We start from the raw sequence: 15,450 nt of genomic DNA on the forward strand, positions 1-15,450 counted from the left end.
CCCGATCGGCTTCTAGCGCCCATCGGAATCCTTCTCGTGTGCCAGCAGCGGCACGATCGAACTCCAGCCCCCGGCACCCACCATCCCGTCGTGGTCGGCATCGACGGCGTGGACGACGAGTTCGCCGTCGTGCACGCGCGTCCACCGATCGGCGAAACCGAGCGGTGGCTTCGAGCGCTGGGCCTCGAACAGCGTCAGCGTTCCCCGATATGTCGGCGATGTCGCATTTCTCAGCAGGGAGGCAGTGTAGGCGAAGTTCGCATCGATATGGGGTGCTAGCTCGGGCGCTACGGTTTTCGCTGTCCGCATGGTGTCGGTGGACGTGTGTCCGTCCGCAGGTTCGCTGTCGATCAACCCGACGAAGCCGACGGATTCACCGAGAGCATCCAGCCTGGCCGCCATCGCATGGGCCAGCACTCCTCCGAACGAATAGCCGAGCAGGTCGTACGGACCGTCCGGCTGTTCCTGCCGCACCGTCTGCACGTACAGCTCGACCAACTCGTCGAACGTGTGCGGGCGCTCCAGGGGCAGCTGCAGCCCGACGACCGGCCGATCGATCCGTGCAGCCAGAGGCGCGAACTGCCACGCGACACCACCTGCAGGATGGATGCAGAACAGCGGGTCACCCGTCGCCGCGGTCGGGAACCGCAGGAGGATGTGGTCGCCCGACGAGCTACCTCCGGCGTCGACGAGTTCCGCAATCGACGAGACCGATTGTCGTGCAATCAAATCCGCGATCTCGACACGAACGCCGAATTCGCGCTGCACCCGAGACACCACGCGCATGGCGGCGAGCGAGTCACCCCCACAGTCGGCGAAACCGTCGTCCCCGCCGATGTCGTTCCAGCCCAGCACATCCGAGAAAATATGTGCGACGCGGCGCTGGGTGTCGGTCCGCAACGTATCGGCGACGTCGCGACGCGGCGGCTCGGGAAGAGCGGCGCGATCGAGCTTGCCGTTGATCGTCAACGGGATGTGGTGGACGACGACGATCCGAGACGGCACCAGATGCGCCGGAACCGAATCACGAAGCAACGCCCGTAGATCCGCAGACTCACCGGACGCGACGACGTAGCCGATCAGCCGAGGAATGCCACTGTCGTCGCGGACCGTGGCGGCAGCCCGCTCGACGCCGGGCAGTGACTCGAGCGCGGACTCGACCTCACCGAGCTCGATGCGCATTCCTCGGATCTTCACTTGTCTGTCGACGCGGCCGAGATACTCGAGGCGACCCCCGGGCAGGTAGCGGACCAGGTCACCGGTCCGGTACATACGCTGCCCCACCGTGAACGGATCGGCGACGAACACGCTCGACGTCTGTCCGACACGACCGAGATAGCCGTGGGCAACTCCGTCGCCGGACATGTAGAGCTCGCCCGAGGCACCTACCTCGACGGGCCGAAGCCCCGAATCGAGCACTCTCGCACTGGCATTGCGCACTGGACGACCCAGGCACGGTGTCTCGCTGTCGGCAACCGCGGATCCCATGGCGTTGATGGTGAATTCGGTCGGTCCGTACAGGTCGTACCCGTCGACGCCGTCCTGCTCGCGCAGCCGCGTCCACAATTCCTGCGGTACTGCTTCGCCGCCGAGCATCACCAGTACAGGCGCCCGCTCGCCGTCGAGAAGCCCCGCGGCGATCAGTTCTCGTGCGTAGGAGGGTGTCACGTTGACGACGTCGATGCCGACGTCGCGGTAGTGCCCGACCAGACCGATCGGATCGGCCCGCGCCGCCTCGTCGACGACGTGCACGTGATGGCCTGCCACCATCCAGAACAGTTCCTCCCACGACATGTCGAACGAGAACGACACCGTGTGGGCGATGCGCAGAGTCCGTCCACCGACGGATTGCTCTGTGGGACGGAAGATCTCGTCGCGGTGATTGTGGTACATCGCCGTCAGTCCGCGGTGCCCGACCTGGACGCCCTTGGGCTTTCCGGTCGAACCCGACGTGTAGATCACGTACGCGAGCTGGTCCGGATGAACTGGTCCGGCGATGCGGTCCGGGGAGACCGTCGGCGGCGGAGCGGAACCCGACAGAACAGAGCGCACCGCCGGGTCCGACAGGTCGAGCACGTCCACACTCGCAGGGAGCGCCGCGGTGACCGCTGCGACGTCGTCCGAGGAGGCGTCGACGGTGACGATCGCGGCAGCGCGACTGTCCAGAACCAGTTCGACGTGTCTCGAAGCCGGATGCGCACGATCGAGTGGGAGATACGCTGCGCCGGCACGCATCACGGCGAAGATCGCGACGACGTGATCGGCGGTACGAGGCAGCAGCAAGGCCACGACGTCGCCCGCGCCGACTCCCGACGCGGCGAGCACCGACGCGAGCGCGGTGACCCGGTCGTCGAACTGCCGTGCCGTCAGCGTCTCGGTGCCGCACGTCAGTGCCGGACCGTCGGGTGACGAGGCGGCACGCTCCGACAGCAACACGTCGATGCTTCCTTCGTGATCGCCCGGGCCAGGCATCGAAATGCGGGCGGGTGTGAGCGGCGTCGACTCCGGATCGTCTCTGTCGCGGCCGGTGTCGGCAACGGTGACTGCGCCCGTCACGCCGACCAGCGCACCGAGCATGTCGACGACGACGGACGACAGCGCACCGGCCGTCGCGTCGTCGACGAGTTCGGGCCGGTTCTCCAGCGTAAGTTCCATTCCGCCGCTACGACTTCGCGGATCCACGTCGAGTGTGACCGCATAGTGTGTCGCGTCGAACGCCTCCGCGTGGGTGATGCCGACACGCTCGAACACTCCGGCTCGATCGGCGTCACCACCGACGTTGCGGAACACCATCAAGGTGTCGAAGAGCGTGTCGAAGCCCGCGGCGCGCGAGATCTCACCGAGCCCCAGGTGATGGTGGTCGATCACCGACGCCTGGCCGGCGAAGACGTCGCGCACGAGTTCACGCAGCGTCGTTCGCGGCGACATCGTGACTCGCACCGGGACCGTGTTCAGCGTCAACCCCACCATGCGGTCCGCGCGCGGCACACGCGGATCACGACCGGACACGGTGGTGCCGAACACGACGTCGTCTCGGCCGGTGACTCTGCGCAACGTCAATCCCCATGCAGCCGAGACGATGGCGGAAACGGTGATGCCCAGGTCGGCGGCCAGGGCGGTCACGGCGTCGCGCACCGTGTCGTCGACCCGCCGAGTGTGCCGGTTCGGCACGGACATGGCTCCTCGGCCGTTGCGGCGAGCGACGATCGTGGGTTCGTCCAGATCGGCGAGGCGACGCGCCCACGCTGCCCGCGCCGCGTCGTCGTCCAGCGCGGACAACCGTCGCAGATGGTCGGTGAAGTCGGCCGGCGGTTCGAGAACCCGCAGCGCCGCGTCGACGACGTCGTCGTCGGTCGTCTCGGGACCCGCCAGTGTCCTGGCGACGCCGTACAGCACGAACAACTCGCCGAACAACACACCCTGCGACCACGCATCGGTCAGCAGATGATGTCCGGTGACGATCAATTGTTCGGTCTTGGACGCAACTGCAACGACCGCGCGCAGCAACGGCCCCCGATCCAGCCGGAACGGGCGGGCGAACTCGTCTGCGGCAACGGCATCGAAGTCGGCCGACGACTCCACGAACTGCTCGTCCACGACGACGGCTGCCGGGCGAAGAATCGACACCGGCTCCGCGAACACCGCGTGCGTGAACACCGCGGTCAGGTTCGGATAGCGCCGCAGAACCGCAGCCACGGCGATGTTCAGCGCCCGACGGTCGATCGTTTCGGCGAACGTGAATCGGTGCTGCACGTGGTAGCTGTCGGCGCTCTGCCCGCTGGTGACGGACTGGAAGTACATTCCGCGCTGCAAAGGCGTCAAGGGAAGAACCCGCTGCCACCCCGCATAGTCGGCGTCGAGCGTCTCACGTTCGGCGTCGCCGACCTCGACCAACTCGGTCGACGCGTCTTCGGCTACGCCACTGCTGCGGATGGCCGTATCCGCGAGGTCGACGAACGAGTGCGACTCGAACACCGAGGCCACCTGGACTGTGACGCCGCGCCTCCCGGCAGCCGCGACGAATCGCACCGCGGCGATGCTGTCGCCGCCCGCTGCAAAGAAACCGACGTCGGGAGCGACCTCGGTACCCAGCACCTCCGTTGCCGCGGCGAGGAGGTCCCCGAGAATGGTCGACCCGGCCCGATCTCCCTGCGCCACAGTCTCTTCAGTCTCCTCCCGACGACGAGGTACCGGCAGCGCACCTCGATCGAGTTTGCCGTTCAGGGTGCGAGGCAGGGACGACAGGACGGTGATCGATTGCGGAAGAAGCTGATTCGGCACCGTGGCGGCGAGTCGTTCACGGACCACGTCGCCGTTCGGTTCGATTCCGTCGACGGGCACGACGTATCCGAACAGCCGGACCGTACCGTCGGCGATCTCCGCTACCTTGGCGGCGGCGTCGGCGATGCCGTCGAGGGCCCGCAGAGCCGACTCGACGTCGCCGAGCTCGACTCGGAAACCGCGGACCTTGACCTGGTCGTCGGTGCGTCGCAGGTACTCGAGCCGGCCGTCGCGCTTCCGTACGAGGTCACCCGTGCGGTACAGCCGTTCACCGGCCTTCGACGGGTGCGCGACGAACCGTGTCGCGCTGTGCGACGGCCGATTCAGATAGCCGCGTGCCACCTGCGCGCCCCCGAGGTACAGCTCTCCTGCCGCACCGTTCGGCACCTCGCGCAACCACTCGTCCAGAACCCGCGCATCGACGTCGATCCACGGGGACCCGATCGTGACGGGCGTTCCCCTCCGGAGTTCGGCGGCCGTGGCCCACACGGTGGCTTCCGTCGGGCCGTACACGTTCCAGACCGTGTCGCCGACGGCCGTCAGCTGGTCGGCGAGTTCGGCCGGGACAGCTTCACCACCGACGAGCACACGCACGGAACAGTCCCGCAGGCTACCGAGCAGCAGGCGCCACAGCGACGGTGTCGCCTGCACGACAGTCGCATTCGACTCGGCGATCACCGCCGCGAGCTTCGGTGGATCGACGACGGTCGTGCGCGGAACGACGACGACGGACGCGCCGACGATCAACGGACACAACAGTTCCAGCACCGCGATGTCGAACGACACCGTCGTCACGGCGACGAGGGTATCGGACGACCGGACCCACCCCAGCCGAACCGCGGCGTCGGCGAACGCGGCAAGGTTCGCCGTCGTCACCATGACGCCCTTGGGGTTGCCCGTGGTACCGGAGGTGTGGATGACGTAGGCAAGTGCGTCGTCGGCCACCGGCACCGGGGGCAGGACGACGTCGGACCGGCGCTCGACATCGACGTCGTCGACGAGGACCGCGGGCAGGTCGATCCACGACACCGCGTCGACGGTGGCACGCTGCACGAGAACGCACGTCGGCCTCGCGTCGTCCATCATGTACTGCAGGCGCTGCCGCGGGTAGTCGACATCCAGCGGCAGGTACGCCGCACCGCACCGCAGGACGGCCAACAGGGCCGTCGGAAGGTCCTCGTCACGACCGATCGCGACGCCGACGACCGATCCGGGCCGCACACCGTTCTCGGTCAGAACACGCGCTGTCGCCTCCACGCGAGACGCGAGTTCGCCGTATGTGAGGACGCGGTCACCGGCGACCACGGCGACGCCGTTCGGGTCGTGCACGGCACGATCGTGGAAACGGCGGATCAGCGACTGCGGAACGGATTCGCGCACAGGCGAATACAGCAGGTCGTCTCGACCGGATCGCGACAGCGGCTCGTCGGGGCGTTCCAGTACGTCGTCCAGCGAACGGATGATCTCGGCGGCGAGGTTCCGGGTGGTACCGACGTCGAACAGATCGGCCGCACCGCCGACGGCCACCTCCGTACCGTCCCGGCTCTCCCGCAACCACACTGCGACGTCCATACGGGCAGGTGGGTCGACGGGTTCCAGTTCGGTCGCCGTCGCCTCTCCCCACCGCATCGAGTCACCGCGAACCTCGTGCCCGACCATGGTCTGGAACAGCGGGTGTCTGCCCAACAGTCGCTCCGGCGCGACCGCGTCGACGACACGATCGAACGGAACGTGCTGATGTTCGAGTGCAGCCAGAGATGTTGCGCGCACGCGTTCGAGCACCTGGGCCGGTGTGGGGTTGCCCGACAGGTCGATTCGATGAACGACCGTGTTGACGAGGTAGCCCACGGTGTCACGGAAACGGCCGTCGCCGAGGAGTTCTCGGTCCGACACCGTCGTGCCCAGCGGTATGTCGACACCTGCGCCGAACCTGTTCCACGCCAGTGCGACTGCGGCCTCGAGGATCATCAGCGGGCTGACCCCGTGACGGACGGCGGCAGCGCGCATTTCCCGGGCGGTCTTCTCGCTCACTGCCGTGCGCACGCCCACCGAACGATGCGACGCGTCTCGCGGTCGAGGCCGGTCGGTCGGAAGGTCGAGTTCGGCAGGAAGATCGGCGAGCGCGCTCGACCAGTACTGCACCGAGTCCGACGGGGTGTCGGCCTGGGCCGCGAACTCCCAGAACGACGGTGCACCGCTGTCGAGCCTGGGCACCTGCCCTGCGAGCCGCTGCTCGTACGCCCGCCCCAGCGATTCCAGGACTACTCTCACCGACGCTCCGTCGATCGCGATGTGGTGCACGACGATCACGAGCACGAGCCGGTCACCACTACCGCGAATCACGCTCGCGCGGGCCGGTACTCGCCGTTCGATGTCGAAGACGGCATCGGGAGCGGTGAGGAACGACTGGGCGGCCTCCTGCATGTCCACCGAGGCGTCGACGATCGTCAGCTTCGGAATCTCCGACTCACCCCGGACGTGAGGTCGTGGGTCGCCGCCGGCGTCCGCTGGGTAGCACGTCCGCAGAATGTCGAAGTGCACCAGAACATCACGCCAGGCATCACGTAACGCGTCGACGTCGACGGGACCGGCCAGTTCGAGCACGACGGGGACGTCGTGTGCGTGCGAACCCGGGCTCAGCCGTTCGAGTATCCACAGACGCTTCTGCGCCGAGGACACGACCGGCTCGGCGGTGATCGATTCCGGCGCCGGCGGGATCGCCAGCGTACGCGACAGTGCTGCAATCGATCTCGGCGTGCGAGCGTCGAATATCTCGGCGACGGTGACTGCAATCCCCACGCGACGCAGGGCAGCGACCGCACGCATCGCGGCGAGCGAGTGGCCCCCGCGGTCGAAGAAGTCGTCGTCGACACCGATCGGTACCTCGAGCACGGTGGACAGCTGCGTCGCGACGGTCTCGGCGGTCAGCGGATCGGCCGCCGACGACGGTACGACGGATGCGGCTCGGGCGTCTCGGCGCGGTGGAAGCGTCGGGATCGACGACGGCACGAAGTCCGAGGCGGGCCGTTCGAGGTCGACGATCATCTCGGTGAGAATCTCCGAAAGTGACTGCACGACAGCCCGAACGACGTCTACACCGACCTCGCCGGGATCGTGATCGACGACGAGCGTGAATCGGTCTCCCGGGGGCGCGAGCAGCGACAGCGGATACTGCGTGACGCTGACGTTTCCGATACCCAGGATGCGCGTCTCCGCAGACGGATCGTCGTCGGCACCGAACGCGCCGGGATAGTTCTCGAACACGACGAGCGTGTCGAACAACGGACCACGGCCACGGGCGTCGGCGAAGGCTTCGATCTCCGACAACGGGAGTTGCTGTGCGTCACCGAGGTCGTACTGTTCGGACTGGCTTCGCTGCAGCACCTCGCGCAACGGGCGCGCATCGAGCTGCATACGAACCGGCACGGTGTTGCTGAACAGACCGACCATCTCTTCGACGCGGTCGAGGTCCGACGGTCGGCCGGAGACGGTGGTGCCGAACACCACGTCGTCCCCGCCGACGAGAGCGCACAGCACCGCGCTCCAAGCGCCCTGCACCAGAGTGTTGACGGTGAGGCCGTTCTCCCGGGCGAGACCAGCCAGCGCCTCACCCGTCGACGACGGAAGTTCGACGGCGATCGACGACCCGGCCGTTCCGGAATCGCCGGTCCCGCGGGCGACGATCGTCGGCTCCGTGACTCCGGCGAGCCGGGTCCGCCACAGTTCCTGCAGTGCGGTGTGATCCAGCCTGCTCAACCAGCGAAGAAAGTCGGCATAGTCGGCGGCCGGTGCACGTCCCGCCCCGCCGTGGTTGTAGTGCTGCACCAGCTCGCGCAGCACGATGGGTGTGGACCAGCCGTCGGTCACCAGATGGTGGGCATTCAGAACGAGGCGGGTGCGACTCTGCGGCAACAGCACCACGTGTGCAGCGAGAAGCGGGCCGCGTCGGACGTCGAACACCGTAGTTGCGGCGCGATTCTGCACGAGAGCGGCGACGGAGTCGGCGGCACGTCGAGACAGCGTGCGCACGTCGGTCACGTCCCAGCGAACACTCTTGTCGCGTGGAATGGATTGAACCGGCTCGTCCACTCCTTCGAAATGGAAGCCGGACGCCAGGTTCGGGTGACGGGACACGACCGCGTCGAATGCGTCGTGCAGTCGACGGGGGTCCAGGTCGCCGTCGAGGTCGACGACGGCCGTCAGGGTGTACACGTCACGTTCGGCGTGGCGCGCGGCGTGAGCCAGCAGACCGGCTTGCAGCGGCGACAGCGGCAGCAGAGTGTCCAGTGGGCCGGTGATGGACTCGAGTTCGTCGATCTGGCGCTGAGTGACCGACACCGTGTCGCAGTCCACCGCGCTCAGTCCACCGTCGAACACGGCGGCGTGCACCGTGAGGCTCTCCAGCGCGTCGGCGAACGACGACTGCAGCGAGGCCACCGCGTCGGCGTCCAGGAGCTCGTTCGCCGCGGTCCATTCGATCACGAGGTGCGAGTCCTGCGCGAAGACGTTGACGGCCAACACTTCCGACAGTGTCCGACCGTGCGGTTCGACGACCCCGAAGGCATCGCCCGGCGCGGAACGCCAGCCTGCACCCGACAGGCCGGTCGACGCGCCCATGTAGTTCAGCACGATCTGCGGTGCGGGCAACGACGCGAGGTCACGTCCCGCGTCGTCCAGGAACCGCAGGACGCCGTACCCCACTCCGCTGTCGCGGCCGCGTCGGCGATCGGTCTTGACGGCATGCAGCATCTCGGCGAGAACTGCTCCACCCGAACGCGCTTCGGCGAACCGCTCGTCCGCCGAGACGCACGAGCCCGGCACCGTCACGGGATATTCGGTCGTGAACCACCCGACGGTCGAACCGCGGCCGCGACGGTCGCCGTTCTCGGTGTCCCGGCCGTGGCCTTCCATGAGGACCGGGAAGTCGCCCTGGTCACCGAACGAGCTGCGCACCGCAAGAGCGAGCGCGACGAGAAGAACGTCGTCGGGTCGAGCGCTGTACTTGGCGCACAGGTCGAGGACTGCAGCTGCGACGGCACCCGACGCCGTCGTCGTGGTGACCGACGCGGTCGCATGGGTGTCGACGCCGGGCCGTGGCGCGGTCTCGGTCAACACCGCACGATTCGACGTCAGGACTGCGGACCAGTGACTCAGTTCGTCGAGATAGCGATGCGCCGCGGCGCGATCGGCGAGTTCACCCGCACGATGCCGCCAGGACTGTTCGTCGGTCCTCGCGAGTTCACGGCCGGATGCCGTCGCCACCAGGTCTGCGACCAGCACGCTCCAGGACACCGCGTCGACAGCGAAGTGATGCACGACGGTCAGCACCCGGTCCGGGCCGTCCACGACCCGAATCACGCCGAGCCGCACCATCGTTCCGGCAACCGGGTTCAAGTCCTGCGCGAGTTCGTGCGCGAGGCACGCGGTTCGAGTTCCTGCGTCCGCGCTCGACATCGGCCCGAGTTCGGCGACCTCGGCCGGATCGGCGGACTCGGCGATGTCCACCGATTCCGCGTCGCGCACCGTCATCCGCAGGGCCGCATGGCGACCGAGCACGGTGCGCAGTGCGGCCTGCAGCTGTTCGACGTCCACGTGCTCGTCGACCTCGACGGCAGTCCACTGCGCGTACGACGCCACCGCATCGAGCGTGTCGACGGACAGCGCGTTGCGCATGACGGGAGTCGTCGGGGCGGGGCCGACGGCGATGTCGTCGTCGACGTCGTCGGCACGCCGCTCGAGCGTCCGCGACGCGGCGGCCAACGCAGCGAGGTCACGCCCGGACAGAATCTCCTTCGGTGTCAGCACCACTCCGTGCCCGCGCAATCGCGCGCTGATGGCGATCGCGCCGATACTGTCCCCGCCGAGGGTGAACAAGTCGGAGTCGACGGAGACGTCGTCGTGCCCCAGGACTTCACCGACGACAGCACACAGCGCGAATTCGGCTGAGGTGCTCGGTGTTCGGTCGACCGAGACCGGACCGGACGCCGACGGCGCAGGCAACCGGGCACGGTCGACCTTGCCGTTGACGGTGACGGGCAGTTCGTCGAGTACGACGACGGCCGACGGAACGAGATGATCGGGGACCCGCGTGAGCAGTGCGCGTCGGATGTCGTCACCGCTCGTGGCTTCGTGGGCGGTGACATAGCCGACGACCTTGGTGCCTGCCCCGGACCCGAAGACGACGGCAACCGCGGCACGCACCGGATCGATCTGTGCGAGAACCTCTTCCACTTCCCGCAGTTCGACGCGATGGCCCCGGATCTTGACCTGGTCGTCGGCGCGACCGAGATACTCGAACCCGGTGGCGTCGTCCCAGCGCGCGAGGTCGCCGGTGCGATACATGCGGCGCCCGGGAAGGTACGGATTCGCGACGAACCGGTCGGCGGTGGCACCCGGTCGATCGAGGTATCCGCGCGCGAGCTGCGGGCCGGCCAGATACAGTTCGCCGACTTCGCCGTCGAGCACGGGCCGAAGCGCACCGTCGAGCAGGTAGGCCGCGGTTCCGTCGAGAGGACGACCGATGCGTACCACGCCCGAGTCGACGTCGTCCGAGATCGCGTCGACCGTCGCTTCGGTCGGTCCGTACATGTTGTAGACGCGAGCCGCACTCGCCCCCAGCACTGCGGCGAGCGCGGGAGGCAACGCCTCACCGCCGACGACGACGGTGGTCACGCCGGATTCGGCCAGTCCCGCGTCCACGAGGAACGACGCCATGGACGGGGTCGTGTCGACGACGTCGATCGCGTCGTCCGCGAACTTCTGGATCTGCAGGTCGGCATCGCGCTGAACGTCGCTGTCGTACAGGAACACTCGGTGGCCGTCGAGAATCCACAGCAGGGGATCGAGCGAGGCGTCGAAGGCGAACGACGTGGTGTGTGCGACGTGCAGACGGCGCCCACCCACGCGTGACGCGGCATCGGCGTAGACACTGGCACGCTGACGCGCGACGAGGTGCGCCAGGCCGCCCGCGCGTACGACGACGCCTTTGGGAGTACCCGTCGAGCCGGACGTGAACAGCACGTAGGCCATGTCGTCGGGTCGGGACGCGGCCGACTCCCCCAGTCGGACTGCGTCCCCGGTCAGGTCGTTCAGAAGCAGGACGTCGCAGTCGACTGCCACCGGCGAAGTTTCGGCACACAGCATTAGCACCGGCTTCGCCTGGGAAGCGAGCGCGTCGAGCCGTTCGGTCGGGTATGCCGGGTCGAGCACGACGTACGCCGCGCCGACCTCCCACACGGCGAAGATGCTCGCGACGATGTCCGCGCTGCGTGGCAGCGCCAACGCGACGATGTCGTCCGCACCGACCCCGCGGCGCCGAAGCACCCCAGCGATGGTGCCGACGCGCTCTCCGAGTTCGGCTGCGGTCCAGTGTGTCTCGGAATCGACCAGCACGACCTCGTCCGCATGACGGACGACCATGTCCGCGAACACCGTTCGCACGGGCGGCGCGTCACGAACCAAGGGAGGCGGCGTCCACCCGGCGGGAATCCCCGTGCCGCGCAGGTCGACGTCGGCCAGCGTCGGTCGTTCGGGAGCGCACAGCGCACCGACGAGCTCGGCCAGACCCCGCACACGGGCCGCCGCGGCCTCGGCGGACACAGCCCTCGCGTCGACCTCGAAGCCGAGCAGCATCCGTCCACCGTCGAGGGGCGTGGCCGTCAGACCGAGTTCCTCGGGCGGACCGCCCGCGACATTCCGCAGGGTTCCGACCGCCCCGGCGAAGTCGAGCTCGACGTCGAACGCCTTCAGGTTGATACCGACACCGTGCAGCAGCGCACCCGCGCCAGGGGCGGAAAGGTCGCGCACGATGTCTTCACCGCGATAGCGCTGATGGGCTCGCAGCTCGCCGAGAGCCGCGGCCACCGACGTCGCGAGTGCCCGGACGTCGTCGGTCAGGGACACCGACACACGCAGCGGCAGAACGTTCACGGCCATCGACGGGGTGGTCAGTGTCGCGCGCGTGGTGCGCACCATGATGGGCAGGGCAAGGACGACATCGGTGGTCTGCTGCAGGCGGGCGACGAAGCCTGCGTACGCTCCGATGAACACGTCGGCCCACGTACAGCCGATGTCCTCGGCGATCGACCTCAGCAACGCCATCCCGTCCGCCTCGACGACGGCGCGCGCGGAGTGCGTCTGCGGAGCCGATCCGACGTCGCCGGTCGATCGTCCGCGCAGCTCGGGAAGCGGACTGAGCCGCCGCATCCAGTAGTCCCGATCGGAGGAGGCGTCGTCGGATTCCCGGTACCGGACGTCCTCGGTGACGACGTCGGTGAACGAGCCGAACGGATTCGGGCGCAGCGTCTTTCCAGTCACCGCCGACGTGTACCGTGCGGCGAGACGGCGCGAGATCATCGCAGCGGAGTAACCGTCGACGATCAGGTGGTGGTAGAGCTGAACGCACCACACCTCGGTCTCGGAGAGCCGAAGAACGGTGTAGACGAAGAGTTCTCGATCGACCATCTCTCGGGCTGCCTCGGCCGCGTCCCGCCGAATGCGCGTGACGTGTTCGTGGGCTGCAGCGTGGGGATCCGCCTGGCCGGTCAGGTCGACGACCGGAACGTCGACGGCGTCCGCCGGTTCGATCCACTGCCGCGGCCCGTCGTCGGATGCCACGAAGCGGAGTCGCATCGTGTCCGCCTCGGCAACCGTGGCGCTGATGGCGTCGATCAGAACCGACACGTCGATCGGCACGCCGTCATCGGACGCGTCGATCTCGAGCACCTCGCCGACGAGGTAGTACGGCGAATCCGGTTCCAGCCGTTGTGCATTCCAGATACCCAGCTGGGCGCCGGTCAGAGGCATCAGTGCCGCTGCTGTGTCGGTGCGGTGCTCTTCGACGAGTGTCATCGTGATTGGCTCTTCTTGTCGATCTTGCCCACCGAGGTCGTGGGGAATTCGGAGACGAACTCGAACTTGTCCGGAACGGTGTACGCAGCGACCTTGCGCTGGGTACGAAGAAACGCCCGCAACTGTCCCGCCGTCGGCTCGTCGGAGTCGGGGTCACGGCGGATGACGAACGCGCAGATCTTCTCTCCGAGAACGGGATCAGGAATGCCGACGACCGAGACGTCGTGAATCTTCTCGTGCGCGAGCAGATGGTTCTCGACGACCGCAGGCGCGACCTTCTCACCACCGCGGTTGATCTGATCCTTGCTGCGGCCGACGACCTGGAGATAGCCCCTGTCGTCCTGGACAACGATGTCACCGGTGGTGTAGAAGCCGTCCATGGTGAACGCAGTCCGATTGTGTTCGGGGGCACGGAAGTACCCGCGAATCGTGTACGGTCCGCGTGTCTGCAGATGACCCGGCATTCCTGTCTCCACCGGCTGCCCCGCATCGTCGACGACGCGTACCTCGTCGTCCGGCGAGATGGGCCTTCCCTGCGTGCCGAACACGGTGGCGTCGTCGTCGCCGACGCGGGTGTAGTTGACGAGCCCCTCGGCCATCCCGAAGACCTGGGTCAACGAGCAGCCCAGTTCGGGGCGAACCCGGCGAGCGACTTCCTCGGTCAGCTTCGCGCCGCCCACCCACACCGAGACCAGCGACGTCAGATCGCGTACCCGGCGCGCCGACGAATTGAGCCACGCCATCAGGACCGGGGGCACCAACGGTGCGTGCGTGACCGCATGCTGCTCGACCAGGCGCAGGCACGTGTCGGGCGACGGATCGGGCGCCATCACGACGCTGCCGCCGACGGCGACGACACCGAGCAATCCCGGAGAGCTCATCGTGAAGTTGTGCGAGATGGGCAGTGCCGCAAGCATGACGGACGTCTCGTCGATCTCGCAGATGCGCGCACTCTCGCGCACCGAGTAGAGGTAGTCGTCGTGCGTGCGCGGGATCAGCTTGGGCGTGCCGGTCGTTCCGCCGGACAACTGCAGAAACGCGATGTCCGACGGCAACGCACGTGTGCGCCTCGGCACCGCGTCCGCGGTGGCCCACGACGGCTTTCCGACCGGCACGACCACGGTGACCAGATTCGCTACGGCAGAGCGGATTTCGTCTGCGATCTCGGTGTACGAGGTCGACCCGAAGCGGTCGACGGTGACGTACGCCCGGGCTTCGGTGGCGCGGCAGAACTGTTCGAGCTCGGCTCGTCGGTGTGCTGCGAGCGCGAAGACGGGTAACGCACCGAGCTCGAACAGCGCGAAGACGACCTCGACGAATTCGCTGGTGTTCGGCATGTGCACCACGACGCGGTCACCGCGGCCGATACCTCGCGCGTCGAATTCGCCTGCCACCGCTTGGACGCGATCGGCCAACTCGGCGTAGGTCAGCGCGCGATGGTCGTCGACCACCGCGATGCGCGTCGGATACTCGGACACGCTGTCCGCCAACAGATCCGAGTGCGTCTGCCCGGTCCAGTAGCCCTTGTCCCGGTAGTCGGCTGCGAACTCCTTGGGATAGGGCACGACACCGTCGAGCACCAGCGGCGTGAGCGTGTCCACCGACGAGCTCATCGTGCGGCGCCCGCTGCCACGGGCTGGCGGCCGAGCGCGTCGGCAACGTCCGTGGCGGTGACGACCGCACCGCACCGCTTGGCGGCGTAGGTCGCCGCCATGACATGCTCGTCGCGCGAGAAGTCCGCGGTCGCGTCGAGTACGAGGAACGGGCAGACATCGGACATGAACGCCTCTGCGGCACTGAGCATGCAGCCCATGTGCGCGTAGACGCCCGTGACGATCAGCTGGTCACGCCCGTGGTGGCCGAGCAGCTCACGAAGGTCGGTGCGCTGGAACGCCGAGTACCGCCACTTGGTGACCTCGATGTCGCCGCGACGCGGAGCGAGCGCGTCGATGACGTCGGTGTCGCGTCCCGCGCCGAGGCCCGGCCCCCAGAAGTCCGCGAGAATGCCGCGGCGAGAGGGGTGTTGGTCACCGGGTTGCATCGTGTACACCACTGGGATGCCGAGTTCGGACGCCTGTTCTCGCAGCGCCGAGATCTTTTCGACGACGGGTGTGATCAGCTCGGGCGCGTCGGCGTACGCGTCGATGAAGTAATTCTGCATGTCGTGGATGAGCAGCGCCGCCCGGTCGGGGTCGAGCTCCCAGTCGACGACGTTGGCCGGAACTTCGTCACGGCCGGGAATCGAGTAGCTCGTGATCTTCGGAATTGCCATGGTCGTCCCTCTCGTTCGTACGAAAATCGGTCTTCGATCGGTCGATG

At 67.7% G+C, this 15,450-nt stretch carries 3 protein-coding genes; all 3 read right to left on the reverse strand.

The annotated features are described in order from the left end of the window. Positions 1-12: 12 nt before the first annotated feature. The 3 genes from A3K89_RS10680 to A3K89_RS10690 are packed head-to-tail and all read right to left on the reverse strand — an operon-like array spanning position 13 to position 15,403. Positions 13-13,131, reverse strand: a complete 13,119-nt coding sequence (locus A3K89_RS10680; protein WP_254303488.1) for a non-ribosomal peptide synthetase — start codon at positions 13,129-13,131, stop codon at positions 13-15. Further along, positions 13,128-14,744, reverse strand: coding sequence for a (2,3-dihydroxybenzoyl)adenylate synthase (locus tag A3K89_RS10685; RefSeq protein ID WP_068424988.1), 1,617 nt, complete (start codon positions 14,742-14,744; stop codon positions 13,128-13,130). Before A3K89_RS10685 ends, A3K89_RS10680 begins: the two co-directional genes overlap by 4 nt. After that, a complete protein-coding gene (locus A3K89_RS10690; RefSeq protein ID WP_068424989.1) occupies positions 14,741-15,403 on the reverse strand; it encodes an isochorismatase family protein in 663 nt (220 codons plus the stop codon). The genes A3K89_RS10685 and A3K89_RS10690 overlap by 4 nt, the downstream gene beginning before the upstream one ends. Between the last annotated feature and the right edge of the window lie 47 nt (positions 15,404-15,450).

Origin of the sequence: Rhodococcoides kyotonense (assembly GCF_001645385.1) — a bacterium.
GTDB lineage: Bacteria > Actinomycetota > Actinomycetes > Mycobacteriales > Mycobacteriaceae > Rhodococcoides > Rhodococcoides kyotonensis_B.